The sequence below is a fragment of the Rhodococcus sp. DMF-1 genome, assembly GCF_021441945.1.
Lineage (GTDB): Bacteria > Actinomycetota > Actinomycetes > Mycobacteriales > Mycobacteriaceae > Rhodococcus > Rhodococcus ruber.
This window is the reverse complement of record NZ_CP090442.1, coordinates 2137346-2162746: the sequence shown is the minus strand read 5'-3', so window position 1 is coordinate 2162746 and position 25401 is coordinate 2137346. Positions and strand designations below refer to the sequence as shown.

The window sequence follows — 25401 nt, the reverse complement described above, 5'->3', positions numbered from 1 at the left end:
TCCGGGTGGACCATCCCGGCCGCTACGCGAGCGGTTCGATGTCGGGCAGTCTCCATGTCTTGTCGAACCACGGTTCCAGCGGACCGTAGAGCCGGAATGCCACGAACCAGCTCTTGCCGGGCAGCGTCTGGATCCAGTTTCGGCTGTCCTCGGGCCGGTCGGGACCGAAGCGGATGTCGACCGAGCCGTCGTCGTTCGGGGCGAGGTCCTTGTCTTGACTGGAAATCGACGGCCAGTCCTGTCCGGTCTGCAGCATCGAGCGGGTCTGGGTGTCGTAAGCGATGACGGACCAGAAGTTGGCGACCGGAACATTCGCGGGCACGTGCAGCCGGTAGGTCCTGCCGCCGTCGAAGTGCGCGCCCTCGGAGTCGACGAAGGCAAAGGCGTACTGCGATGCGGCGCCGACCATCTCGACCTCGAGGGCCGGACTGATCGGTGCTCCCACAAAGTAGTACTGGGCGACGGAGTCCAGCAGGGCGGCGCCGTCCTCCTGGAAGCGGTAACCGCCGAGAAGCACGGTCCGCCAGGTGCTGTCCGGGTAGTAGTCCGCCTCCGGCCGGCGGAACCGGTAACAGAGGGCACGGGCAGTGGCGTCGGCTACGGTGGCAGCTTCGGTGAGGACGGCCCGCATCCGCTCGTCGGGGTCGAACGGCTTACCGTGCCGAATGCCGATCGAGGCGAACATCCCCAGGGTGAGAGGATCGGACGACTCGGCTGGCTCGGACTGCACGGTCTCGTCGAGCAGCTCCCACGCCCGATACTCGGCGGGCGCAACGAAGACGATCGGTTCGGGTGAGATGTTCACGAAACGGAGCGGCGGCGGGTCGTCGGCCTCCGCCAGCGGATAGACCCGAGCCATGGCCTTGATGGCCTCGACGCCCGGGTGAGGATCGCCGTGCTCGTCGAGGAAGCTGCGCCACAGCAGCCACAGGACGTAGGTGCGCGGCCGCACGACCAAGTAACCGCCGGGGACCTTGCGGTCGTAGCCGGGCGGCAGGAACAGGTACTTGCCGCCCTGGCCCCTGTCCGGCCCGGTCAGGCCGACGTCGACGACCCACCGCTGCCAGGCATCGTTGATCATGCCCAGCACGCTCGGAGGGCTTTCGAGAACAAGCGGGCCGTCGTGCAGGTCCATCAGCATGGTGCTGTACGAAGTGTTGTTGTTGCCGGTGAGGACCACGCTGCGCGGGTAGACCAGGTCTTCCCAGATCGCCATGGTCGAGTTGGCCGGACCCAGCGCCAGCATTGCCTTACGCACCGCTGCCACTTCGACCGGGGCCAGGGCCAGCAGGTACGCCTGTACCGCCCGCTGGAAATCCAGGTTGTCGAACACCGTCCGGGTCGTCTCTTCGTCCGGGACTCCGTCGAAGAACCGCAGCGTGCCCAACCGGGTGCGGACTTCGTCCGGCACCTCGATACCAGGCGGAATCGGGGTGCTGTTCGAATGCGAGGTCATGGAGTCCTCCTGTGTCGACAGCCCCTGCCGGGATCCGCGGCCCACGCGACCGCTTGCGCCACCCACTCAGTGTGGACCGTTACTGCCCCACGGTCTGCCGGATCGACGAGAACACGCGACGGGGCGCCGGCACGCCACCGGCAGTTCGGCCGGTTCGATTCGCTCGCCGCCGTGGTCGTCGCGGTCTACTTCTCGTCGGGACGACGCGAGCCGTGGGGCGAGACGAATTCGACAGGTACGTCGTCGACGACGTTCTCGGCGAACGAGAAGCTGCCGTCCTCGTAGTGGGTCGGTCTCGCCAAGCGCAGCAGCCTCCCGCCGTCGTAGACGCCCATCACCCGCCAGTACTCCTCGGCCCACCAGACACCTTGACCGAGCCGCACTTCGCCGGGTTTCACGAAAACCTCCTGGCCGGACTCGAATTGCGCCGTCGACGGGCCGGTGTCGATGGCCGGAGCGGCGCGCGCGTCGCCGGCGCGAGGCTCTCGGGCAATCGTATTGTTCACGCACCGGGAGTGCAGGTGTCTGGCATAGTCGATCCCGGTCCGACGTCCGGGTGGTGGTGGGGTATGCCGTGGGTTTCGTGATTGGCCGATCCGTCCGAAGCGCTGTGTTCGCGATCGCGCTCGCACTGGTTGCGACCGTGTCCGGCACCGGCAGTGCCGGTGCCGAACCGCTGCTACCCGCTCCCGATCCGGACCCGTTCTACGCCGCGCCGCCCGATCTCCCGGCGCGCGCACCGGGCGATGTGCTGCGGGTCCGGCAGTTGCCGCCCTCGTACTACTTTCCGGGCAGCACGGTGTGGGAAGTGCTGTTCCGCACCACGGATTCGCAGGATCGACCCGTCGCGGCGAATACGACCTTCGTGCGGCCGGCGCATCACGTGCCGAACGGGCCGCTACTGTCGTATCAGCACATCATCAACGCGCTCGGGCACAAGTGCAAGATCGTCTCCCAGCTCTACACCAGCCATCCGTTGCACCAGATCCGGGAGGCCGCCGGACTCAATCTTGCGCTGGCGCGCGGGTGGGCGGTGGCGCTGCCCGACCATCTGGGCCCACGGATGGCCTACGGCGCCGCCAAGCTCGGCGGCCGGGTCACGCTGGACGGAATCCGCGCCGTGCAACGCGTGCCGGAACTGCAGGTGGCGGAGAGCAAGGTCGCGCTGGGCGGCTATTCGGGGGGCGGGATGGCCACCTCGTGGGCCGCGGCGCTGGCCCCGGAATACGCCCCGGAGCTGAACATCGTGGGAGCCGCCGAGGGCGGTGTCCCGATGAACCTGGTGAAGATGGCCGAGAGCCTGGGCACCGCGCCGCATCCGGCGTTCGGCCTCGCGATGGCTGCCGCCCTCGGGCTCGAACGCGAGTATCCCGACCGCATCCACGTCACCCCGCAGCTCAACGCCCAGGGACACTGGCTCAAGCAGCTGATCGCCAACGGCTGCACCAACGAGATCATGTTCTGGGGAGTCGGTCGCAGCGCGGCCGAGATGACCGACAACCGCCGGTTCCTCGACGATCCGGCAGCGCGGACGGTGATGGAGGAGAACAGCCTCGAGCTGTATGCCGGCGTGCCGAAGGCGCCGATCTTCGAATGGCACAGTCCGACAGATGCGCTCATCCCGGTCGACTCCGTGATCGCCACGATGCGCCGCTACTGCGCGGCCGGGGTGCCGGTGCAGACTCTCCTGACCCCGACGCCCGACCATCTCTCCGCTGCCGCCCTGGGCCTGTTCCCGGCCCTGGACTGGGTCGACGCACGGTTCCGCGGCGAACCGGCGCCCAGCACCTGCTGACGCCTCCGCCGTTTGCGCAACTGCCCACGTCGGCGATTGCTGCGGATCTACACTCGGCGCATGGCTGCGCTGCGGGCGGTGGACGAGACGGTCGACTTCGCGAAGATCGACGATCAGGCCCCGTCGGTGGCCCGGTTGTTCGTCGACCGGGTCGCCGCGACGCCGGAGGCCGAGGCCTTCCGGTACCCCCGGGGCAACGGCTGGGGAAGCACGACCTGGCGCCAGGTCGGCGACCGGGTCACCGCACTCGCCGCGGGCTTGATCGCGCTGGGAGTCGAACCCGAGGACCCGGTGGCGATCGCCTCGTCGACCCGGTACGAGTGGGTGCTCGCCGACTTCGCGATCATGTGCGCCGGCGCCGCGACCACCACCATCTATCCCACGACCAACGCGCCCGACGTCGCCTTCATCGTCGCCAACTCGGGCAGCGCCGTCGTGGTCGCGGAGGACTGGACCCAGGTCGACAAGCTCGTCGCCCACCGCGCCGATCTGCCCGAGGTGCGGACCGTGGTGGTCGTCGACGGCGAAGGCGACGGGGACTGGGTCGTCACCCTCGCCGACCTGGAGGACCGGGGCCGCGCACTGCTCGCCGAGTCGCCCTCCGTCGTCGCCGACCGGGTGGCTGCGATCCGTCCCGAGCAGTTGGCGAGCATCATGTACACCTCCGGCACCACCGGCAAGCCGAAGGGCGTGCTGCTGCCGCACTCGGGGTGGACGTACACCGCCGCGGCCGTCGACGCGGTGAACATCCTCGGCCCCGACGACCTGAACTTCCTCTGGTTGCCGCTGTCGCACGCCTTCGGCAAGGTGATGCTGGCGTTGCCGCTGCAGATCGGCTTCACCACGGTGATCGACGGCCGCGTGGAGAAGATCGTCGAGAACCTCGCTGTCGTGCGCCCCACCTTCATGGGCGCCGCGCCGCGCATCTTCGAGAAGGCGCACGCGCGCATCGAGGCGATGGTCGCCGAGGAGGGCGGGGCGAAGAAGAAGATCTTCGACTGGGCCGTCGGCGTCGGCCTGCGTGTCTCGCAGGCCCGGCAGGAGGACCGCACCCCGTCCGCCCTCGACCGGCTCCGGTACCGGATCGCCGACCGTCTGGTGTTCTCCACCGTCAAGGAACGTTTCGGCGGTCGCCTGCGGTTCTTCGTCTCGGCGGCGGCGCCGCTCGACCGTGCCGTCGCGCAGTGGTTCGATGCCGCCGGCATCATCATCCTCGAGGGGTACGGCCTGACCGAGACATCCGCCGCGTCGTTCATCAACCGCCCGTACGCGTACCGGCTCGGCACCGTGGGCTGGCCCTTCCCCGGTACGGAGGTGCAGATCGCCGAGGACGGCGAGGTGCTCCTGCGCGGGCCGGGCGTCATGGACGGCTACCACGAGCGGCCCGAGGCCACCGCGGAGGCGCTCGAACCGGACGGCTGGTTCCACACCGGCGACATCGGGGAACTCGATTCCGAGGGTTTCCTGCGGATCACCGACCGCAAGAAGGACCTGTTCAAGACCAGTCAGGGCAAGTACGTCGCGCCGTCCGCGATCTCCGCCGCCTTCAAAGGCATCTGCCCGTACGCCGGCGAGATCGTCGTGTACGGCGAGAGCCGGCCCTACTGCGTCGCCCTCGTCGGCCTCGATGCCGAGGCGATCACCGAATGGGCGGGCAAGAACGGCATGGCCGGCAGGGAGTTCGGCGAGATCGCCCGGGACGAGCGGACCCACGCGCTGATCGGCGAGTGCATCGACCGGCTCAACGACCGGCTCAACCGCTGGGAGCAGATCAAGAGGTTCGCCGTCCTCGATCGGGAGCTGTCCATCGAGGCGGGAGATCTGACACCGAGCATGAAGCTGCGCCGCAAACTGGTGGTCGACAACTTCGCCGATCGGATCGAGCAGCTCTACGCCTGACGGGGCAGCATCCCCGGCGCCGGTTCGGAATCCGCCCACGTCACGGCGTGCGCGGGTTCCGAAGTGGCGGGCGGATCTCCCGGGCGCATCCCCACCTGGGATCCGGCGGGCGACGTCCGGCTGCCTCGACGGTCCGCTGTTCGAGTAGCCGGGCCTGCCGATCCGCGGGAGCCGCGTCCGGGTTCAGGCCTCCGGTCCGGCGTCGTCGTCCTCGCCCTCGGCCTGATCCGGCTGCGTCGGGGCGCTCGACTGCAACTGCTCGGGGTCGGCGTCCGGGTCCTGGGATGCGTCGTACTGCTGCGGGTTTCCGGTGTTCTCGGTCATGGGCGACGGATGCACCGGCCGGACCGGTCCTAAACCCGTTGCCGACCCGTTGCCGACCCGTCGTCGCTCCGGGCGGTGCCCGGCGGAGCCTGCTACCCGGAGCCTGTCCCGGCCGTCTCGTACGCCTCCGCCAGCAGCGCGACGACGCCGTCGTCGAGCTGGTCCGGGGTGGCGATGCTCAAGCGGTGGGTCGTCACCTTCGCGGTGGTCGGGAAGGCCTCCCGCAGCTGCGGGTGATGGACCCGCCGCGGCAGGTCCACGGCGATCTCGAGCCGCGACGAATAGACGAACGCCGCCGCGAAGATCCGACCGCGTCCCCATCGCACCTCGGCGGGACGGACCTGCTCCTCGACGTCGTCGCCGAGGCCCAGCACGAGCGTGCGGAGCCGGCAGAACATGTCGACGGCGGCGTCGTCCTTGTCGGCCAGGTAGTCGTCGATCGTCGCGTGCATCGCGGGCTCCTCGCCTGAGTGGCTCAACGGGACCGGCCGTAACGGTCGGCGAGCTTGTCGTCGGTGCTGCGCTCCACCGGGGCGGGCGTCGGCTCGGCCTCGGGTGCGGTCGCCGGCGCCGGTTCCTTCCGCTTGCGGCGCTCGCGCAGCTCCGCCCACACGAAGTACCCCAGCCCCAGCGGCGCCATGATTCCGAATGCCACCCACTGCAGCCCGTACGACAGGTAGGGGCCGGCGTCGAGTTGCGGCAGCGGGATCGTGCCCAGCCCCCCGGCCTGGTTCTCGGACAGCTGCAGGTATCCGCCCGTCAGCTCCAGGCCGGTGAACGCCGCGATCTGCGCGGGATCGATCGAGTAGACCTGGGCGTGGCCGGCGTCGCGGAACGGGGCCCTGCCCTCGGCGGTTCCCTCGGACATCCGCAGGCGCGCCTCGACGGTCACCGTGCCGGTGGGCGGCGGGGCGAACCCGGGGATCTCCGTGCCCCGTTCCGGACGCACGTATCCGCGGTTCACCAGGACGGTGCGGCCGTCGGCGAGCCGAAACGGTGTGAGCACCTCGTAGGCGGGGGAGGACTCGACGCTGCGCAACCGCACCAGCAGATCCGAGTCCGGAAGGTACGAGCCGGTCGCGACGACGCGCCGCCACTCGTCCTCCGGAGCCGGCGCGGGCCCGGTGAGCAGCTCCTCGACCGGCACGGGGTCCGTGGCCAGCGAGGCGGTGATCCGGTCGTTGCGCTCCTCGGTGGTGGTGTTCTTGCCGAGCTGCCACGGCGCGAGCACGGTGAAGCACGCGTAGGCGAAGCCGCCCACCACCAGGGCCAGCACCAGCCAGCTCGGGCGGAGCAGGAACGTCAGTCGTCGCACGTAACCACGGTAGCCGGTGACGCGGGCCTCAGTGCCGTCGCACCCAGTCGAGCAGACCCGGGATCGCCGCCTCGATCTGCCGCCGGACCAGTTCGAACTCGTGCCGGTCGCCGTAGTACGGATCCGGAACCGACTCGCCCTCGGCGTCCGGGTCGAAGCTGCGCAGCAGCGCGCGGCGCTCGGCGGGCACCCCGAGCTGCGCGAGCATCCGGTCGTGGCCGGCGTCCAGCGCGACCACCAGATCGGCGGCGAGCTGTTCGTCGGTCACGCGCCGGGCGCAGTGCCCGATCGGGTAACCGTGCCGCCGCAACAGCTCCGTGGTGCGGGGATCCGCGTCCTCGCCGGCGTGCCAGTCGCCGGTGCCGGCGCTGGTGACCCGCACCCGCCCGGCGAGGCCGGCCCTGCGGAGATGCTCGGCGAAGATCTTCTCCGCCATCGGCGAGCGGCAGATGTTGCCGGTGCACACGAACGTCACGTGCAGGCGCTCAGCGGTCACCGGTCAGCATCCTCGTCAGTTCGCCGACGCTGGACGTGGACCGGTGCGCGGCGGCCGCCTCGTCGGCCGCGCCGTACCCCCACTCGACGAACACCGTCGGGATGCCCCACCGCGCGGCACCCGTCACGTCGTGCTCGCGGTCACCGACCATGACCACGCCGCCGGTGCCGCCGTCCTCGGCGGCGACCGGGTCCACCCCGAGCGCGACCAGACTGTGCGCGATCACGTCCCCCTTCGCCCGCCGCGTCCCGTCGTCGCTCGCGCCGCCGATGAAGTCGAAGTGGCCGGCCAACTCGAAATGCTCGAGGATGCGGACCGCGAAGTTCTGGTTCTTCGACGTCGCGACGGCGAGGCGGCTGCCGGCGTCGCGCACTCGCCCGAGCATCGTCGCCACCCCGTCGAAGACGGAGTTCTCCGCCCAGCCCCGCTCGTCGTACCGCTCGATGTACGCGGTGAGAGCCCGGTGAACCTGCTGCTCGTCGAGACCGAGTCCGCGCAGGGTGTCGATCATCGGCGGACCGAGGACGCGCTGCGGCTCGTCGTGCGCCGGTTCCGGAGCGCCCACCGTGGCGAGCGCATGCCGGAACCCGTCGATCACGCCCGCCGCCGAGTCCGTGAGGGTGCCGTCGAGGTCGAACAGCACCACGGGTGCCGGCAACAGCAGAGGATGCAGATCGGCGAGAGTCGTCACGCCCCCCATTGTCCCGGCTGCCGGCGAGGCCCGCCGCGTAGGGTCGGGGACAGTTTGCGGGGACAGTTTGTGGGGACGACGGCGGAGACGACGGAGGAGGAGCGGTGACGGCGGTGACGCTGCGCGAGGTGATCGACGTGCTCGAGACGGCCTACCCGCCGTCGCTGGCCGAGTCGTGGGACTCGGTCGGACTGGTCGCCGGCGATCCCGACGAACCCGTGAACAGGGTGCTGCTCGCGGTCGACGCCACTGCGGCCGTGGTCGACGAAGCCCTCGACTGGGGTGCGCAACTGCTCCTCGTGCACCACCCGCTGCTGCTGCGCGGTGTCGACACCGTCGGCGCGCACACCCCGAAGGGCGCCCTGATCCACCGGCTCATCCGGGGCGGCTGCGCGCTGTTCACCGCCCACACCAACGCCGACCGCGCCGATCCGGGCGTGTCCGACGCGCTGGCACAGGCGCTCGGCCTGACCGGACTGAGGCCGATCGAGCCCAAGCCCGAACCGGCCGTCGACAAGTGGGTGGTCCTCGTGCCCGCCGACTCGGCCGAACAGGTGCGCGCCGCCCTGTTCGACGCCGGCGCGGGCCGGCTCGGCAACTACCGCGAATGCTGCTGGACGACCTCCGGGACCGGACAGTTCCGTCCCGAGGCCGGCGCGGATCCGGCGATCGGCACCGTCGGCGAACTCGAGCGCGTCGCCGAGGACCGCGTCGAGGTCGTCGCCCCGCGATCCGTGCGCGGCCGGGTGCTTGCCGCTCTGCGCGCGGCGCACCCCTACGAGGAACCCGCGTTCGACGTGCTCGAACTGGCCGAGCTGCCCGGCTCGCGGGGACTGGGCCGCGTCGGCGACCTCCCGGTGCCGCAGACGCTGCGCGAGTTCACCGAACGCGTCGCCGCGGCACTGCCGGCCACCGAGTGGGGGGTGCGCGGTGCCGGCGACCCCGACCGGATCGTCCGCACCGTTGCGGTGTGCGGCGGCTCCGGCGACTCCTTCCTCGGCACCGTCGCACGGCTCGGCGTCGATGCGTACGTCACCGCGGATCTGCGGCACCATCCGGCCGACGAGCACCTGCGCGCCGGCGGACCCGCGCTCGTCGACGTCGCGCACTGGGCCAGCGAGTACCCGTGGTGTGCGCAGGCGAAGGGAGTGCTCGACGCCGCGTTCGCCGATCACGACGGGTGGGCGGCCCGCGTCAGCGAGCTACGCACCGATCCCTGGACCACCGCCGCCCGGTAGGTCCGGGTTCCTCGTGACCGGCCGCGCGGTACGGTAGGCAGCTATCACCCCCATGATCTCGCCGCCGAAAGCAGGAACCCGCCGAGTGAACGTCGAACCCGCCGTGCAGTCCAAGCTCCTGGCCCTCGCCGCTGTGGACACCGAGGTGACCCGCCTGGCGCACCGGCGCCGCACCCTGCCCGAACAGCAGGAGGTCGAACGGCTCGAGGCGGAACGCACCGCGCGGCGGGACGCCGCCGTCGCCGTCGAGATCATCCTCGACGACCTCGACCGCGACATCCGCAAGCTCGAAGGGGAGGTCGAGGCGGTCCGCCAACGGGAGGAGCGTGACCGTAAGCTCCTCGCCGGCGGCAGCGTGGCCGCCAAGCAGCTGTCCGAACTCCAGCACGAGCTGACCAGCCTCGAACGGCGGCAGGCGCTGCTCGAGGACGAGCTGCTCGAGGTCATGGAACGCCGGGAGGCGTCCAAGGCCGACCACGACCACGCCGGCGCGCGGCTGTCGAGCGTCGACGCCGAACTCGCGGACGCCGTCCGCCTGCGCGACGAAGCGCTCGCCGACATCGAGGTCGCCGAGCAGCGGTGCCTGAGCGACCGCGCGGCACTCGTGGAGGCCTTTCCCGCCGAGCTCGTCGACCAGTACGAGGCGCAGCGGTCGAAGACCGGCACCGGCGCGGCCCTGCTGCAGGCGCGACGGTGCGGCGCATGCCGCCTCGAACTCGACCGCGGCGAGATCTCTCGCATCGCCGCCGCCCCGCCCGAGGCGCTCGTGCGCTGCCCCGAATGCAACGCGATCCTGGTACGTACCAAGGAATCCGGGATTTGAGCCGGGTCGTTGTCGAGGCCGACGGCGGTTCGCGCGGCAACCCCGGACCGGCCGGCTACGGTGCGGTGGTCTTCGATGCCGACCGCGAGGCCGTGCTGGCCGAACGCAGCGCGAGCATCGGCCGCGCCACCAACAACGTGGCCGAATACCAAGGCCTGATCGCCGGATTGACCGCCGCCGCCGAACTCGGGGCCGACGAGGTCGACGTCCGAATGGATTCCAAGCTCGTCGTCGAGCAGATGTCGGGCCGATGGAAGATCAAGCACCCGGACATGATTCCGCTCGCCGCGCGTGCCCGCGAATTGGCCGGAGGATTCTCGCGGGTCGAGTTCACCTGGGTGCCGCGCGCGGAGAACGCCTACGCCGACCGGCTCGCCAACGAGGCGATGGACGGTGCTGCCTCGGCCACCACAGGTTCCGAACCGCCGTCGTCCGCATCGGCGCCGCCGGCGAAATCGCCCGGCTGGACCGGTGCCGTCGGGACACCCACGCGGATGCTGCTGCTGCGGCACGGGCAGACCCCGCTGTCGGTGGAGCGCCGCTACTCCGGGCGCGGTAATCCGCCGCTGACCGAGCTGGGCCGCGCGCAGGCGCGCGCGGCTGCCCGTCGGATCGGCGAGCGTGGCAATGTCGCCGCGGTGGTCTCGTCGCCGCTCGGACGGGCGCGAGAGACCGCCGAGGCCGCCGCGGCGGTGCTCGGTCTGCCCGTGACGGTGCACGACGGGCTCCTCGAGACCGACTTCGGCAAGTGGGAGGGACTGACGTTCCGCGAGGCGGCGCAGCGTGACCCCGATCTGCACCGTCGCTGGCTGGGCGACACCTCGGTGCGCCCGCCGGGTGGGGAGAGCTTCGACGAGGTCCGCGGCCGTCTCGCTGCTGTCCGGGACGATCTGGTCGCGGAGTACGGCGGGGCGAACCTGCTCGTCGTCTCCCACGTCACGCCGATCAAGACCCTGCTGCAGATGGCGCTCGATGCCGGGCCGTCGCTGCTGTATCGCCTGCACCTGGACCTCGCGTCGCTGAGCATCGCCGAGTTCTATCCCGACGGTGGCGCGGCCGTGCGCCTGGTCAACGACACCTCGCACCTGTAGGCGCCCGCGGCATCGGTGTGTCCTTTGGGCTGCGGTAGCCGCCCAAAGGACACACCGACGGCGGCGTCCCGGTTCGGTGACCGACACGTGGGGTATGCACCAGCGAGAGTGGTTACACCGACAGTGATCACACCGACGGTGATCACACCGACGGTGATCACACCGACGGTGATCACACCGACGGTGGCCAGAGCAGCAGTCTGGGCAGCATTCGGAGGTGCCGACAATGACCGAACCGCACGACGAGCCGAATCTCGACGACGTCATCACTCCGACGGAACACGTCACCCGCGATCGCCGTGAGCACGGCAAAGCGCCGGAACGCCTCGACGACGACTATCTCGAATATCGCACCGAACAGGAACGCATCGCCGCCGGTCTCGACGACTACGACCCCGATCGCGTACCTCCGGCGACGGACTGACCCCGTCCGCGGGCGCCCGACCCCGCACGCGGCGTTCCGTCGTTCACACCTGCAGTTTCCGCAGCGTGCGCAGGTTGCGCGTCGTGGTCACCGCCTTGTAGCGGGGCTTGCCGAGGCTCCGGCCGAAGGCGCTCCGGACCGTCTGCCCGCGCTCGACGTCCCAGTACAGGACGCCGTCGCCCCGGGCGACGCGCTCGACCGCCGGGTCGAGACCCGCCGCCGTCGCCGCGAGTTCGTCCAGAACCGCGGGATCGGCGACGAAGATCGCGTATGCGTGCCGGCCGTCGCGCTCCTGGAACGGGTAGGCGTCGACGATCGCCGCGACGGCGGCCTGATCGTGGACGAACACGAACGCCTCGTAGCCGAATCGAGCGCGCAGCGCCGCCTCGATCCGTGCCTTCGATTCGGCGGTGTCGGCCGGGCCGGCGTCGAACAGCACGTTGCCCGACGCGAGCACGGTGCGGACGTTCCCGAAACCGAGTCCGGAGAACACGTCCTTCAGATCCGCCATCGCGATGGTGATGCCGCCGACGTTGATGCCGCGCAGCAGAGCCACATATCTCGCCATGGCGGTACCGTAGTTCGCATTTGCGACACGTGAGGCAGTACGCTGATCGACGCGGACGAGTTGGCCGGGCGACCGCGGCACAGGGAACCGGCACCGTGGCGGTGCCAGGCCCTGGATCGAGGAAAGTCCGGACTCCACAGAGCAGGGCGGTTGCTAACGGCAACCCGAGGTGACTCGCGGGACAGTGCCACAGAAATCAGACCGCCCACCCTTCGGGGTGGGTAAGGGTGAAACGGTGCGGTAAGAGCGCACCAGCACCCCGGGTGACCGGGGTGGCTCGGTAAACCCCGCCCGGAGCAAGGTTGAAGGCCGCACCGACCCGTCGGTGCGGCTGCGCAGGTGTCCGAGGGCTGCTCGCCCGAGCCTGCGGGTGAACCGCTCGAGGTACCCGGCGACGGTGTGCCCAGATGGATGGTCGCCACCCCGCCTCGGCGGGGTACAGGATCCGGCTTACAGGCCGGCTCGTCCGCCCACCCGGCTCAGATCGGGGCGACGACCAGCAGGTGCGCCCAGTAGGAGGCGGCCTCGTGTCCCAGGTAGGGAAGCAGGAAGTCGTAGAGCAGGTACGACATGCGATTCCTTTCGCGTCGTCGAGCGGGGACCAGGGGCCGACCGTACCAGCCGCGCCGTCGCACGCGGGTTACCCCGACACTCGGCGCCGCGTGGGGCAGACTGGAAGTCATGAGCGACGAGGGCTGGTACTACGACGTACACACCGGAAAGGTCAGCCAGGGGAAGGACCCGAGCGCGCTGAACCGCATGGGGCCGTACCCGGACCGCGCCACCGCCGAACGGGCACTCGAGATCGCGGCCGAGCGCAACAGGGCAGCGGACGAGGCCGACGAGGAATGGAACCGCTGAGCGGTTCCCCGGCACGGTGACGCACACCCGCATCGTCGTCGCGCCCGCGATCGACTTCGGTGCCGTCCGCGCCGAATTCGCGCTCGACGACGACTACCCCCTGCCCGCCGTCGCCGAGGCCGACGCCGCAGCCGACCGCTGGTCCGCCGCGCGGGTGGACCGCACGGATCTGCCCCTGGTGACCATCGACCCACCGGGATCGATGGATCTCGACCAGGCCCTGCACCTCGAGCGGACCGTCGACGGATTCGTGCTGCACTACGCGATCGCCGACGTCGCGGCATTCGTCGCCCCCGGCGGCGCGCTCGACCGCGAGAGCAGGCGCCGCGGTCAGACCTACTACCTGCCCGACGGGTCGGTCCCGCTGCATCCGCGGTCGTTGTCCGAGGACGCGGCCAGTCTGCTGCCCGGCCGCGTGCGCCCGGCGGCGCTGTGGCGCATCGTTCTCGACGAGGCCGCCGAGCCTGTGGATGTGACGGTGCGGCGCGCACTGGTCCGATCCGTCGCACGGTTCGACTACGCCGGGGTGCAGGCCGGTGTCGACGCCGGTGTCGTGCACCCGTCGATCGCGGCGCTGCCCGAGTTCGGCCGGCTCCGCGAAGCGGCGGCCCGGGCCCGGGGCGCGATCGAACTGCGGCTGCCCGAACAGGACGTGATCGCCGACGGGAACGGCTGGCGGTTGACCACCCAGCCGCGCACGGAGGTCGACGACTGGAACTCCCATGTCTCGCTGCTGACCGGAATGTGCGCGGCGCAGATGATGCTCGACGCGCGGATCGGGTTGCTGCGAACCCTGCCGGCGGCCGCTCCCGAAGCCGTGACGCAACTGCGGCGCACCGCCTCCGCCCTGGGCGTGCCCTGGCCGGCCGATGTGCCGGTGGGTAGTTTCCTGGCCGGCCTCGACATGACCGTGCCCGGCACGCTGGTGCTGATGAGCGAGGCCCCCGCGCTGCTGCGCGGCGCGTCGTACGTCGCGTTCGACGGCGAGGTGCCGGAGCAGCCGGGGCACGGGGCGATCGGAGCGCCGTACGCACACGTCACGGCGCCGCTGCGGCGGTTGGCCGACCGGTTCGCGACGGAGGTGTGCCTGGCGGTCTGTGCCGGCACCGACGTGCCGGCATCCGTGCGCGCGGCGCTCCCGGAGCTTCGCGAGACCATGACCGGTTCCGATGCGCTCGCCGGGAAGGTGACCCGCGCGTGCATCGAACTCACCGAGGCGACGGTCCTCGTCCCGCACGTGGGGGAGACGTTCGATGCGACGGTCCTGCGCGCGACGAACGGCCGCCGGGACGCCGAGGTGTTCGTGCCCGACGCCACCGTGATCGCCCCGTGCACCGGGGAACCGAAGGAAGGCAGCCGAATCCGGATCCGGCTCACACACGCCGACCCGCAGACGCGGAAGGTGCGGTTTGCGTACCCGGCGTGACGGCGCTGCCGGCCGCGAGCGGCGGCCGCGGGGCCTGTTCGCCGGCATCGTCGCCGCGGTGGCGCTCGTGGTCCTCGCCGCGGTGCTGGTGCTCGGCGCGGTACCGAGCCGATACCTGCCCTGGGACACCGCCGATTTCCCGGACGTGGACACCTCGTCGCTGACGCAGCCGCAGGCGCGGATCGTGGAGTTGCTCGGGGACGAACACCGCACGCAGCGACCCGGGACCTTCTATTCCGAGGGCGCCGAGGAGCCGTGGTGCGCGAACTTCGTCAGCTGGATCATGCGGGAAGCGGGCCGCCCGCTGGCCAATCCGCATTCCGGGGACTGGCGGATCCCCGGCGTGTACACCCTGCAGGAGTACTACGACTCGGCCGGCCGATTCGAACCGGCCGGCGGCGGCTACCGGCCGGTGGTGGGTGATGTGGTGCTGTACGAGAACGAGCTGTGGGTCGGCCAGCACACCAACATCGTCGTCGCGGTCGACGGCGACACCGCGACGACCGTCGGCGGCAACGAACTCGGCCGTATCCGCGTGCACACCGTCGACGTCACGTCCGACTCGGCGGTGGTCGGGTTCGGCCGCCTCGAATGAGGTTCAGCGAAAGCGGTCGGTCGCCTCGAGCAGGTGATGGGTGATGCCGGGTTCGTTCGCGGCGTGCCCGGCGTCGTCGACGACGACGAAGTCCGAGCCGGGCCATGCCTTGTGCAGTTCCCACGCGCTCGTCGCGGGGCAGACCACGTCGTAGCGGCCCTGCACGATCACCCCGGGAACGGCGTGCAGCCGCCCGGCGTCGCGCAGCAGCTGCCCTTCCTCGAGGAAACCGCGGTGGCGGAAGTAGTGGTTCTCGATGCGGGCGAACGCCAGCGCGAAACGCGGGTCCGACGTCTCCGCCACCCGTTCCGGTGCGGGCAGCAGGGCGCTGGTCGCACCCTCCCACGTCGACCACGCCACGGCGGCCCGCAGCGCGACGTCGGGGTCGGGCGAATGCAGCAGCCGGTGGTACGTGTCGACCGGATGCTCGCCCTCCGGCGCGCCGGTCAGCGGTTCCAGGAAGCGCTCCCACAGTTCGGGGAAGAGCTGTCCGGCACCACCGTTGTAGTACCAGTCGATCTCGCTGCTGCGCAGCAGGAAGATGCCGCGCAGCACCAGCTCGGTGACCCGGTGCGGATGCCGTTGCGCATACGCCAGCGCCAGTGTCGACCCCCACGAGCCACCGAACACCTGCCAACGGCCGATCCCCAGCCGCCGCCGCAAGGCTTCGATGTCGGTGAGCAGGTACTCGGTGGTGTTGGCGGACAGATCGGCGCCGTCGGCGACGTGCGGGACCGACCGGCCGCAGCCGCGCTGATCGAACAGCACGATCCGGTACGCCTCCGGATCGAAGAACCGGCGGTGTGCGGGGACGGTGCCGCCGCCGGGGCCGCCGTGCAGGAACACCACCGGCTTGCCGGCCGGATTGCCGCTGACCTCCCAATAGACGCGCTGGCCGTCACCGACATCGAGCATGCCCTGCTCGTGCGGCTCGATCGGCGGGTACGGCTGCCGCAACGGCATCAGAAGCCGACCAGGGCGGACGCGAGGGTCGGGATCTGCAGCGCCTCGAGTGCCTCGCCGCGCACCTCGGGGCACTGGGCGGAGGCGATCGCGTCGACCCGGTCACGGTCCCGGGCGAGCGCCAGCATGTCGATGCCGTTGCGGGCGGCCCACTCGCCGACCAGCAGGTTCAGACCGGGCTTGCTCATGGACGGGGTGTAGGTGCGCCAGCTCTGCAGCTGGGCCTCCATCTGCGAGCACAGCTCGGCGGCCTGGGGCTCCGTGACTCCACCCGGAAGCGTGCTCGGCTCCGATGTCGCGTCCGTCGTCGGCTGCGCCGACACGGAACTCGAGCCGCTGGGGGCGGGCTGGCCGCCGGACGCGCACCCGGCCAGGCCGGCGATCGTCGCACCGGCGACGGCAACGGCGAGCAGTGTGCGACGGGGACGAATCATCTGCGGTGCACCTCGTGGGTCGGTACGGCCCGGGCCTACGGGCGAGGGAACCTGCGGCCGGACCGGCCGCAGGTTCCCTCGCCCTGCCGGATCAGAAGGAATGCTCGGGACCGGGGAACGTCCCGGCCGCCACCTCTGCAGCATATTCGGCGGCCGCGCGGCGCAGTTCGTCGCCCACGCTGCCGAACTTCTTGACGAACTTCGCGGTCCTGCCGCTGGTGTATCCGGCCATGTCCTGCCACACGAGGACCTGGGCGTCGCACTCGTTTCCGGCACCGATCCCGACCGTGGGGATGGTCAGCTTGCGGGTGACCTGACCGGCGATGTCGGCGGGCACCATCTCCATGACCACGGAGAAGGCCCCGGCCTCCTGCACGGCGATGGCGTCGGCGACGAGCTGTTCGGCGCCGTCGCCGCGGCCCTGCACCCGGAAACCGCCGAGGCTGTTGACCGACTGCGGGGTGAAACCGACGTGCGCCTGGACGGGGATGCCGGCGGCGGTGATCGCGGCGATCTGCGCGGCGACCCGCTCGCCGCCCTCGAGCTTGACGGCGTGGGCGCCGCCTTCCTTCATGAAGCGGATGGCGGTGGCGAGGGCCTGCTCCGGCGATGCCTCGTAGGTGCCGAACGGCAGGTCGGCGATCACCAGTGCGTGCGGGGCGCCGCGCACCACGCCGCGTACGAGGGGGAGCATCTCGTCGACCGTGACCGGCACGGTCGTGTCGTAGCCGTAGACGACGTTCGCGGCGGAGTCGCCCACGAGCAGCACCGGGATGCCGGCCTCCTCGAAGATGCGGGCGCTCGAGTAGTCGTACGCCGTCAGCTCGGCCCAGCGCCGGCCCTCGGCCTTCATGGCCTGCAGGTGATGGACCCGCGTCTTGCGGCGAGGAGCGTCGGACGGAGTCGAGCCGCCGTAGAGGGCAGTCGTGGATTCGGACATCAGAGGTCCCTTTCTGCCTCGAGGCCCGTGCGGGTCCCCGGGTTGGGTGATGACGGTCTCAGTCTGCCACCGGCGTCATCCGGGCAGTAGCGGCACCGGTGGTGCGATTGGTCACATCCGCCGGTCGCGGCCGCAGGACCGGTCCCGAACCGCCGACCCGGCCGCAGGACCGGTCCCGAACCGCCGACCCGGCCGCAGGACCGGTCCCGAACCGCCGACCCGGCCGCAGGACCGGTCCCGAACCACCGACCCGGCCGCGGTTGCTCCCGTGGCACCATCGCTGGGTGTCGTCCCTTCCACTCCGCGCCGTCGCGGTGACCGCCGTGGCGCTGCTCGCCGCCGGATGCAGCACCACGACCGAGACCGCGCCGCCGCGGACGGCGCCGCTCGGCGCCCCGGCCGGCCTCGAGCAGTTCTACGGACAGCAGGTGCAGTGGGAGTCCTGCCGGGACTACGGCGCCGACGCCGGCTCGCTGCCGCGCGGCGTGCAGTGTGCGCGGATCACGGTGCCGCTGGACTACGACGACCCGGGCGGGGAGACGATCACCGTGGCGATCTCGCGTTCGCCCGCGTCGGGGCAGCGGATCGGCTCGCTGCTCGTCAACCCCGGCGGGCCGGGTGCGTCCGGGCTCGGGCTGGCCACCGTCGCCGACGGCACCGAGCTGACCGACCGTTTCGACGTGATCGGCTTCGATCCCCGCGGCATCGGCGCCTCCGAGCCCGCGGTGCGCTGCCGCACCGACGCCGAGGCGGACGCCGACCGCGCGTTCGACGACGGCGACATGAGTCCCGAGGGCATCGCGCGCACGGAGCAGCGGCACCGCGACTACGCCGAGGCCTGCGCGCAACGCACCGGCACCGACCTGCTCGCCCACGTGGGCACCCGCGAAGTGGTGCGCGACATGGACGTGCTCCGTTCCGTCCTCGGCGACGAGAGACTCAATTACCTCGGCTTCTCGTACGGCACCCGGATCGGCACGCTCTATGCGGAAACCTTCCCCGACCGGGTGCGGACGATGGTGCTCGACGGTGCGCTCGATCCCGAGCAGGATCCCCTCGACGAGGTCCTGCTGCAGGCGGCCGGCTTCCAGACCGCATTCGACGCGTTCGCGGCGGACTGCGCCCGCTACGACGACTGTGCGCTCGGCACCGACCCGGCTGCGGCGGTGGAGAAGTTCCGCGCTCTCGTGGATCCGTTGATCGCGGCGCCCGCGGACACCACGGATCCGCGGGGCCTGAGCCACCGGGACGCGGTCACCGGGGTGCAGCAGGGCCTGTACTCGCCGCGGCTGTGGGGTTCGCTGCGGGCGGGCCTCGCGGCGCTGACCGACGGCCGGGGCGACACGCTGTTGCTGCTCGCGGACCTGTACGAGGGACGCGGCGACGACGGCACCTACACCAACGCCACCGACGCGTTCAATGCAATCCGGTGCGTGGACGATCCGCCGGTGACGGACCCGGCCGTCGCGGCCGAGGCCGACCGGCTGTACCGGCAGGCGGCGCCGTTCCTCGACGACGGGCGGGCGAGCGGCGCCGCGCCGCGGGATCTGTGTGCCTTCTGGCCGGTGCCGCCCACCGGTGCGCCGCACACCCCGGACGTGCCGGGCCTGCCGACCGTGCTCGTCGTCTCCACCACCGGGGACCCCGCGACGCCGTACCAGGCGGGGGTGGACCTGGCCCGGCAACTCGGTGGCACGCTCGTCACCTTCACGGGTACCCAGCACACCGTCGTCCTGGACGGCGAGGACTGCGTCGACGGCCCGGTGACCGGCTATTTCGTGACCGGGCAGGCGCCCGCCGCGGACCTGCGGTGCTGACCACCCGACGATGTGAGCGACACGCCGGAACCACAACCCGCGGATGTAACACGGATTTAACGCACTGTGCCTAGTCTCGGCCGTATGGATCGCCAGAAGGAGTTCGTGCTCCGCACCCTCGAAGAGCGCGACATTCGGTTCGTGCGCTTGTGGTTCACCGACGTCGTCGGAACCCTCAAGTCGGTGGCGATCGCCCCGGCCGAACTCGAAGGAGCCTTCGAGGAGGGCATCGGGTTCGACGGCTCGGCCATCGAGGGTTTCTCCCGCATCTCCGAGGCCGACATGGTCGCCCGCCCGGACGCCTCGACCTTCCAGGTGCTGCCGTGGGCCGACGGCAAGGGTCAGCAGTACTCGGCCCGCATGTTCTGCGACATCACCATGCCCGACGGCACCCCCAGCTGGGCCGACCCGCGACACGTGCTGCGTCGCCAGCTCAACAAGGCGTCCGACCTGGGATTCAGCTGCTACGTGCATCCCGAGATCGAGTTCTTCCTCATCGAGAACGGTGAACCGGGGGCGCTGCCGGTGCCCGCCGACGACGGCGGCTACTTCGACCAGTCGGTGCACCGCTCGGCCCCGAACTTCCGCCGGCACGCCATCGACGCGCTCGAGTCGATGGGCATCTCCGTCGAGTTCAGCCACCACGAGACCGCACCCGGTCAGCAGGAGATCGACCTGCGGTACGCCGACGCGCTGTCCATGGCCGACAACGTGATGACCTTCCGCTACGTGGTCAAGGAGATCGCGATGTCGGAGGGCGTGCGCGCGACGTTCATGCCCAAGCCGTTCCGCGAGCACGCGGGCTCGGCCATGCACACCCACATGAGCCTGTTCGAGGGCGAGAACAACGCGTTCCACGATCCGGACGATCCGTTGCAGCTCTCGGCGACCGGCAAGGCGTTCATCGCCGGGGTGCTCGAGCACGCCAACGAGATCAGTGCCGTGACCAACCAGTGGGTCAACTCGTACAAGCGCATCGTGCACGGCGGCGAGGCGCCCACCGCAGCGTGCTGGGGCCCGTCCAACCGTTCCGCCCTGGTGCGGGTGCCGATGTACACGCCGAGCAAGGCGTCGTCGCGCCGGGTCGAGATCCGCACACCCGACTCGGCCTGCAACCCGTACCTGACGTTCGCGGTGCTGCTCGCCGCCGGCCTGCGCGGCATCGAGAAGGGCTACGAGCTCGGGCCCGAGGCCGAGGACGACGTGTGGGCGCTGACCTCCGCGGAACGGCGTGCGATGGGGTACCGCGAGCTGCCCACCGACCTCGACATCGCCCTGCGGGAGATGGAGAAGTCGGAACTGGTGGCCGAGGCACTCGGGGAGCATGTGTTCAACTTCTTCCTCCGCAACAAGTGGACGGAGTGGGAGAACTACCGCAGCCAGGTCACCCCGTACGAACTGGATCAGTATCTGGGCTTGTAACCCCTTGCCGGCCGCGGCCGCCCGGGGGAGTCGCCGCGGACCGGCCGGTTGACGACGACGAAGAGGTGAGGTCCGTGCCCACTCGGGCGGCAGTGTCCCGCGCCGGAACGACGCCACCATGGTGAGACCGCCGGCGGCGCGCTCGGCGATACCGAGCGCCGGGCGGCTCGGCCTGCTCGCTCCGACCGCGCCGGACGAGCTCCGGCAGCTCGGCTGGACCGGCACCGAGAGCACCGAACTGCTGTGGGCGCTCTCGCGCGCACCCGACGCGGACCTCGCGCTGCGGACCCTGGCCCGCCTGCACGACGCGCTCGGGGATGGCTGGGCGGAACTCGTCGCCGCGCTGCGCACCGACAAGGGACTGCGCGGGCGGCTGTTCGGCCTGTTCGGAGGCTCGTCCGCCCTCGGCGACCACATCGTCGCCCACCCGGAGCGGTGGCGTGATCTCGCCGGGGCGCTGCACCTGCCCGACCGGCGAACCCTCACCGAGCGGATGCTCGGCTGTGTCGACGCCGAGCCCGAGGCCGGGACGGGCGAGAACCGTCTGATCTACCGGGCGAAGATCACCGGTCCGGCCGCGGTGGCGGCTCTGCGCACCGGCTACCGCGATCAGTTGGCGCTGCTCGCGGCCGCCGATCTCGCCGCCGTCGTGGAGAACGAACCGGTCCTGCCGTACCTCGAGGTGGGCCAGCGGCTCGCGGATCTCGCCGATGCGGCCCTGACGGCGGCCCTGGCGGTGGCCGTCGCCAACGTCGTCACGGACGGTCCCTGCCCCGTCGACCTGGCCGTGATCGCGATGGGCAAGTGCGGGGCCCGCGAGCTCAACTATGTCAGCGACGTCGACGTCGTGTTCGTCGCCGAGCCGTCCGATGCCCGCGCCAGCCGCATCGCCGGGGAGATGATGCGGATCGGCACCTCGGCGTTCTTCGAGGTCGACGCCGCGCTGCGTCCCGAGGGCAAACGCGGCGAACTGGTCCGCACCCTGGACTCGCACGTCGCGTACTACCAGCGCTGGGCCAAGACCTGGGAGTTCCAGGCGCTGCTCAAGGCCCGGCCGATGACCGGCGACCTCGATCTCGGTCGCCGCTACGTCGAGGCACTCAGTCCGATGGTGTGGACGGCGTCCGAGCGGGATGCGTTCGTGCCCGAGGTGCAGGCGATGCGCCGGCGCGTCGAGGAGCTCGTGCCCGCCGAACTGCGCGAGCGCGAACTCAAGCTCGGCCGCGGCAGCCTGCGCGACGTCGAGTTCGCGGTCCAGCTGCTGCAGCTCGTGCACGGCCGCGCCGACGAGTCGCTCCGCGTGCCGAACACGGTGCAGGCGCTGTCCGCCCTCGCCGACGGGGGATACGTCGGGCGCGACGACGCCGCGAACCTGCGGGCCTCCTACGAGTTCCTGCGGTTGCTCGAGCACCGGCTGCAGCTGCAACGGCTCAAACGCACGCACACGCTGCCGCCCCCCGAGGACCGGGAGGCGATGCGCTGGCTCGCTCGCGCCGCGCACATGCGCCCCGACGGCCGGCACGACGCGCTCGGCGTGCTCGAGGCGGAGATCAAGCGCAACGCGGCCCGGGTACGCAAACTGCACGCGAAGCTGTTCTACCGCCCGCTGCTCGAGTCGGTCGCCCGGGTGGACAAGGAGGCGCTGCGGCTGTCGCCCGACGCCGCGGTCCGCCAGCTCGCCGCACTCGGCTACAGCGCACCGGAGAACGCCCTCGGCCACCTGACGGCGCTGTCCGGTGGCGCCTCGCGCAAGGCCCGCATCCAGGCGCTGCTGCTGCCCCAGCTGCTCGAGGCACTGGGGGAGACGAGCGACCCCGACGCCGGCCTGCTCGCCTACCGCCGCCTGTCGGAGGCGCTCGTCGACCGGGTGTGGTTCCTGCGGACGCTGCGCGACGAGCCGTCCGTCGCGGACCGGCTCATGACCGTGCTCGGTTCCTCCGCCTACGTGTCGAATCTGCTGGTTCGGGCCCCGGACGTCGTCCGGCTCTATGCGGACGGCGCCGGTGGTCCCCGGCTCCTCGAACCGCAGCCCGAGGAGGTTGCCAAGGCCATCGTCACCTCCTCGGCCCGCTACGGCACCCCCGACAAGGCCATCAACGCGGCCCGGTCGTTGCGCCGGGCCGAACTCGCCCGTATCGCCAGCGCCGACATTCTCGGAATGCTGGACGTACCGCAGGTGTGCCGCGCGCTGTCCGCCGTGTGGGCGGCCGTGCTCGAGGCTGCCCTGAGCGCCGTGATCAAGGCGTCCGAGCTGGAGGACGGGCCGGCTCCGGCACGGCTCGCGGTCATCGGCATGGGCCGCCTCGGCGGTGGCGAGCTGGGCTACGGATCCGACGCCGACGTGCTGTTCGTGTGCGAACCGACCGCCGGCGCCGACGAGACCGCCGCGGTGAAGTGGGCGAACCAGGTCGCCGAGCGGGTGCGCGCCCTGCTCGGTGCGCCGAGCACGGATCCGCCGCTCGAGGTCGACACCGGGCTGCGACCCGAGGGGCGCAGCGGCCCGATGGTGCGCACCCTCGCGTCCTACCAGGCGTACTACGCGCAGTGGGCGCAGACGTGGGAGGTGCAGGCACTGTTGCGGGCCGACGCGGTGGCCGGGGACGCCGACCTCGGGCTGCGCTTCCTGCACATGATCGACGCCACCCGGTACCCGGCCGGCGGGGTGTCGGACGACGCGGTGCGCGAGATCCGCCGGATGAAGGCTCGCGTCGACTCGGAACGGTTGCCGCGCGGCGCCGATCCCGCCACGCACACCAAGCTGGGCCGCGGCGGTCTGGCCGACATCGAATGGACCGTGCAGCTGCTGCAGCTGCAGCACGCTCACAACATCGAGTCGCTGCACAACACGTCGACGCTCGAGACGCTCGACGCGATCGGTGCCGCCGAACTGCTCAGCAGCGCGGACGTCGCACTGCTGCGCGACGCGTGGCTCACCGCCACCCGCGCCCGCAACGCGCTCGTGCTGGTGCGCGGCAAACGGACCGATCAGCTGCCCGGTCCGGGGAAGCTGCTCTCGGCGGTGGCGCAGGTCGCCGGCTGGCCGGGGGGTGACGCCTCCGAGTTTCTCGACCACTATCTGCGGGTCACCCGGCGTGCGCGGGCAGTCGTGGAACGTGTGTTCGGGACGTGAGATCCCGGATCCAGCTGCCGCACCCACGCGATTCGTATGTGAGAAAGGGAGATTCGTGACGACTTCGCGCCGTGTCCCGACGGTCGACGCCGTGGCCGGGGCGCTGGGGGAACTGCGGTCGCGGACGCCGGTGGTGCAGTCCCTGACGAACGTGGTCTCGGCGAACTTCGTGACCAACGTGCTTCTGGCGGCGGGCGCGAGCAATGCGCACATCGACAACGTGCACGAGGCCGGCGGATTCGCGCGGGCGGCCGACGGCGTCCTGATCAACGTCGGCACCCCCGACGATGCCACCGCGGAGGCGTTCCGTCTCGCGGCCCGCAGCGCTCACGAGGCCGGCACCCCGTGGGTCCTCGACCCGGTGGGCGTGGGGGGTCTGCCGTGGCGCAGCGACCTCGCCGCCGAACTGCTGGCGCACCGGCCGACGGCGATCCGCGGCAACGCCTCCGAGATCATCGCCCTGGCGGGCCTGCGGGGCGGGACCCGCGGCGTCGACAGTTCCGCCGACGCGGCGGCGGCGGTCCCGGCGGCGCTGGCCCTGCTCGATCGTGCCGAGGCCGTATCGGCTTCGGGCGCAATCGATCACCTCGTCGGCCGGGACGCCGGCGGGGCAGTGATCGGTGTGCGGGTCGGCGGTGGCAGTGCGATGCTGCAGCAGGTGACGGCCACGGGTTGTGCCCTCGGCGGTCTCGTCGCCGCATACCTCGCCGTCGCACCGACGCCGTTGATCGGGCTCGCCGCGGCCCACGTGCACGTCGCCGTCGCCGCGGAGATCGCCGAGGCGGCCGCCGCGGGCCCCGGCACGTTCGCCGTGGCCTATCTCGACGCCCTCTACACCGTGGACGCCGACACGCTCCGTGCCCGCGCGCAGCTCGAGATCTTCGAACCGCGCAGGTAGCTCGGCGACTCCGGATCTCTCAGCGGCAGACGACGACGAGACCCACGCCCAGCCACACCTGTCGTTCGACGCGATCGAACTCGTCGTCGTCGTGGTCGTACACGTAGTCGACCTCGGTGCGGTAGCCGCGATCTCGTTGTTCGGTGACGCGGCAGTCGCCGGACAGATTCCCGGCGCGGTTGGTGATCCTGTAGGGGATGCCTTCCGCGTCCAGGAGGGCGATCGCCTGCTGTTCGCTGAGGCCGACGACATCGGGCGCGGGTTGCGCTGCGGCGAGGCCGGAACCGAGAAGGAGGGTGGCGGCGGCCGCGCACAGCGCGGCCGGGAGGGTGGTGCGCATGACAACGTCCTTTCGGGAACGATGTCGCGATGGAGTGAATCCGGTGGGGGACATCCGTGCCGCCGGTGGTGGCGGGGGCGGCGTCCGTCAGATGTGGTCTATCGGCGCGATCCGGCGGTGGATCCGGGCGGCGAGCGCCCCCGCGGCGCGGACCGTGGTCCGGCCGTGGACGACGGTGCCCCGGCACGGCGGGGTGCGCAGACGTTCATCAGCAGTTCCCCAAGGCGCCCCGACCCGGAACCGGCCGGCGCCACTTCAGGGTACTCCCGGCTTCTGACAAATCCGGCAGAACTGGCGGACCTGCCGGAACGGGCCGCTGCGTGCGGCCCGCAGTCCGTCGGTCGGAACCGGACGGCGGAGCCCGTACCGGATCGGTCGGCGGGAGCGCGCGCCGGGCGAGGCGCCGACGGCTGATCACCGTGACCATCTGCCCGATGTGTCGCACGTCACAACTG

General features: G+C 71.2%; 25 protein-coding genes and 1 other RNA gene. 14 read left to right on the top strand and 12 right to left on the bottom strand.

The genetic code is table 11. From position 1 onward, the window contains the following. Nucleotides 1-22: 22 nt before the first annotated feature. Together LZP97_RS09890 and LZP97_RS09885 are read right to left on the bottom strand one after the other, a co-directional pair. Nucleotides 23-1456: a DUF1254 domain-containing protein gene (locus LZP97_RS09890; RefSeq protein WP_040275192.1), complete on the bottom strand. Its 1434-nt coding sequence runs from the start codon at nt 1454-1456 to the stop codon at nt 23-25. Nucleotides 1457-1641: 185 nt separating this feature from the next. After that, on the bottom strand, nt 1642-1854 hold the full coding sequence (locus LZP97_RS09885) for a hypothetical protein (protein WP_230831604.1): 213 nt from the start codon (nt 1852-1854) through the stop codon (nt 1642-1644). Between the two features lie 176 nt (nt 1855-2030). On the opposite strand from LZP97_RS09885, the gene LZP97_RS09880 reads away from it, so the two are divergent. Then, the gene (locus tag LZP97_RS09880; RefSeq protein WP_371851030.1) at nt 2031-3251 is read left to right on the top strand and encodes a lipase family protein; all 1221 of its coding nucleotides are present in this window, start codon (nt 2031-2033) and stop codon (nt 3249-3251) included. Nucleotides 3252-3311: 60 nt separating this feature from the next. After that, the gene (locus LZP97_RS09875; protein WP_040275196.1) at nt 3312-5150 is read left to right on the top strand and encodes an AMP-dependent synthetase/ligase; all 1839 of its coding nucleotides are present in this window, start codon (nt 3312-3314) and stop codon (nt 5148-5150) included. Between the two features lie 183 nt (nt 5151-5333). Here the strand turns inward: LZP97_RS09875 and LZP97_RS09870 are convergent, their stop codons facing one another. From LZP97_RS09870 to LZP97_RS09850, 5 genes are all read right to left on the bottom strand, one after another. After that, nucleotides 5334-5474: a hypothetical protein gene (locus LZP97_RS09870; RefSeq protein ID WP_017680347.1), complete on the bottom strand. Its 141-nt coding sequence runs from the start codon at nt 5472-5474 to the stop codon at nt 5334-5336. 92 nt (nt 5475-5566) lie between these two features. Then, nucleotides 5567-5926 (bottom strand): DUF5655 domain-containing protein, encoded by a 360-nt coding sequence (locus tag LZP97_RS09865; protein WP_010594297.1) that lies wholly within the window; start codon nt 5924-5926, stop codon nt 5567-5569. 23 nt (nt 5927-5949) lie between these two features. Further along, on the bottom strand, nt 5950-6789 hold the full coding sequence (locus LZP97_RS09860) for an SURF1 family cytochrome oxidase biogenesis protein (RefSeq protein WP_017680348.1): 840 nt from the start codon (nt 6787-6789) through the stop codon (nt 5950-5952). Nucleotides 6790-6817: 28 nt separating this feature from the next. Next, on the bottom strand, nt 6818-7285 hold the full coding sequence (locus tag LZP97_RS09855; protein ID WP_017680349.1) for a low molecular weight protein-tyrosine-phosphatase: 468 nt from the start codon (nt 7283-7285) through the stop codon (nt 6818-6820). Beyond that, nucleotides 7275-7985, bottom strand: a complete 711-nt coding sequence (locus LZP97_RS09850; protein ID WP_017680350.1) for an HAD hydrolase-like protein — start codon at nt 7983-7985, stop codon at nt 7275-7277. Before LZP97_RS09850 ends, LZP97_RS09855 begins: the two co-directional genes overlap by 11 nt. A 95-nt stretch (nt 7986-8080) precedes the next feature. On the opposite strand from LZP97_RS09850, the gene LZP97_RS09845 reads away from it, so the two are divergent. From LZP97_RS09845 to LZP97_RS09830, 4 genes are all read left to right on the top strand, one after another. Next, nucleotides 8081-9214: a Nif3-like dinuclear metal center hexameric protein gene (locus LZP97_RS09845; RefSeq protein WP_040275199.1), complete on the top strand. Its 1134-nt coding sequence runs from the start codon at nt 8081-8083 to the stop codon at nt 9212-9214. A gap of 85 nt (nt 9215-9299) precedes the next feature. After that, nucleotides 9300-10037 (top strand): zinc ribbon domain-containing protein, encoded by a 738-nt coding sequence (locus LZP97_RS09840; RefSeq protein ID WP_010594301.1) that lies wholly within the window; start codon nt 9300-9302, stop codon nt 10035-10037. Next, a complete protein-coding gene (locus tag LZP97_RS09835) occupies nt 9995-11128 on the top strand; it encodes a bifunctional RNase H/acid phosphatase (protein ID WP_172603557.1) in 1134 nt (377 codons plus the stop codon). Before LZP97_RS09840 ends, LZP97_RS09835 begins: the two co-directional genes overlap by 43 nt. A gap of 226 nt (nt 11129-11354) precedes the next feature. After that, on the top strand, nt 11355-11552 hold the full coding sequence (locus LZP97_RS09830; RefSeq protein WP_010594303.1) for a hypothetical protein: 198 nt from the start codon (nt 11355-11357) through the stop codon (nt 11550-11552). 43 nt (nt 11553-11595) lie between these two features. On the opposite strand, the gene LZP97_RS09825 is transcribed toward LZP97_RS09830, so the two are convergent. Beyond that, on the bottom strand, nt 11596-12120 hold the full coding sequence (locus LZP97_RS09825) for a DUF1697 domain-containing protein (protein WP_026137661.1): 525 nt from the start codon (nt 12118-12120) through the stop codon (nt 11596-11598). Nucleotides 12121-12176: 56 nt separating this feature from the next. Here LZP97_RS09825 and rnpB point away from each other — a divergent pair. The 4 genes from rnpB (at nt 12177) to LZP97_RS09805 (ending at nt 15002) form a co-directional block, all read left to right on the top strand. Beyond that, an RNA gene (gene rnpB, locus LZP97_RS09820) (RNase P RNA component class A) lies at nt 12177-12589 on the top strand. Nucleotides 12590-12801: 212 nt separating this feature from the next. Continuing rightward, nucleotides 12802-12981 carry a hypothetical protein gene (locus LZP97_RS09815; protein WP_040275203.1) on the top strand — a complete coding sequence of 60 codons (180 nt, stop codon included), beginning with the start codon at nt 12802-12804 and terminating at the stop codon, nt 12979-12981. Between the two features lie 16 nt (nt 12982-12997). After that, nucleotides 12998-14407 (top strand): RNB domain-containing ribonuclease, encoded by a 1410-nt coding sequence (locus tag LZP97_RS09810; RefSeq protein ID WP_040275205.1) that lies wholly within the window; start codon nt 12998-13000, stop codon nt 14405-14407. Then, nucleotides 14391-15002 (top strand): CHAP domain-containing protein, encoded by a 612-nt coding sequence (locus tag LZP97_RS09805; protein ID WP_040275207.1) that lies wholly within the window; start codon nt 14391-14393, stop codon nt 15000-15002. The genes LZP97_RS09810 and LZP97_RS09805 overlap by 17 nt, the downstream gene beginning before the upstream one ends. 3 nt (nt 15003-15005) lie before the next feature. On the opposite strand, the gene pip is transcribed toward LZP97_RS09805, so the two are convergent. The 3 genes from pip to panB form a co-directional block, all read right to left on the bottom strand. Continuing rightward, nucleotides 15006-15965: a prolyl aminopeptidase gene (gene pip / locus LZP97_RS09800; RefSeq protein ID WP_040275210.1), complete on the bottom strand. Its 960-nt coding sequence runs from the start codon at nt 15963-15965 to the stop codon at nt 15006-15008. Continuing rightward, the gene (locus LZP97_RS09795; RefSeq protein WP_017680353.1) at nt 15965-16399 is read right to left on the bottom strand and encodes a hypothetical protein; all 435 of its coding nucleotides are present in this window, start codon (nt 16397-16399) and stop codon (nt 15965-15967) included. The genes pip and LZP97_RS09795 overlap by 1 nt, the downstream gene beginning before the upstream one ends. A 91-nt stretch (nt 16400-16490) precedes the next feature. Next, nucleotides 16491-17339, bottom strand: a complete 849-nt coding sequence (gene panB, locus LZP97_RS09790; RefSeq protein WP_010594310.1) for a 3-methyl-2-oxobutanoate hydroxymethyltransferase — start codon at nt 17337-17339, stop codon at nt 16491-16493. Nucleotides 17340-17623: 284 nt separating this feature from the next. On the opposite strand from panB, the gene LZP97_RS09785 reads away from it, so the two are divergent. From LZP97_RS09785 to thiM, 4 genes are all read left to right on the top strand, one after another. Beyond that, the gene (locus LZP97_RS09785; protein ID WP_040275225.1) at nt 17624-19156 is read left to right on the top strand and encodes an alpha/beta hydrolase; all 1533 of its coding nucleotides are present in this window, start codon (nt 17624-17626) and stop codon (nt 19154-19156) included. Nucleotides 19157-19240: 84 nt separating this feature from the next. After that, nucleotides 19241-20578 (top strand): glutamine synthetase family protein, encoded by a 1338-nt coding sequence (locus LZP97_RS09780; protein WP_010594312.1) that lies wholly within the window; start codon nt 19241-19243, stop codon nt 20576-20578. Nucleotides 20579-20696: 118 nt separating this feature from the next. Beyond that, a complete protein-coding gene (locus tag LZP97_RS09775) occupies nt 20697-23708 on the top strand; it encodes a bifunctional [glutamine synthetase] adenylyltransferase/[glutamine synthetase]-adenylyl-L-tyrosine phosphorylase (RefSeq protein WP_040275228.1) in 3012 nt (1003 codons plus the stop codon). 55 nt (nt 23709-23763) lie between these two features. Further along, a complete protein-coding gene (thiM, locus tag LZP97_RS09770) occupies nt 23764-24606 on the top strand; it encodes a hydroxyethylthiazole kinase (RefSeq protein WP_026137662.1) in 843 nt (280 codons plus the stop codon). Between the two features lie 19 nt (nt 24607-24625). Here thiM and LZP97_RS09765 read toward each other — a convergent pair whose 3' ends face one another. Further along, a complete protein-coding gene (locus tag LZP97_RS09765; protein WP_010594315.1) occupies nt 24626-24946 on the bottom strand; it encodes a PASTA domain-containing protein in 321 nt (106 codons plus the stop codon). Between the last annotated feature and the right edge of the window lie 455 nt (nt 24947-25401).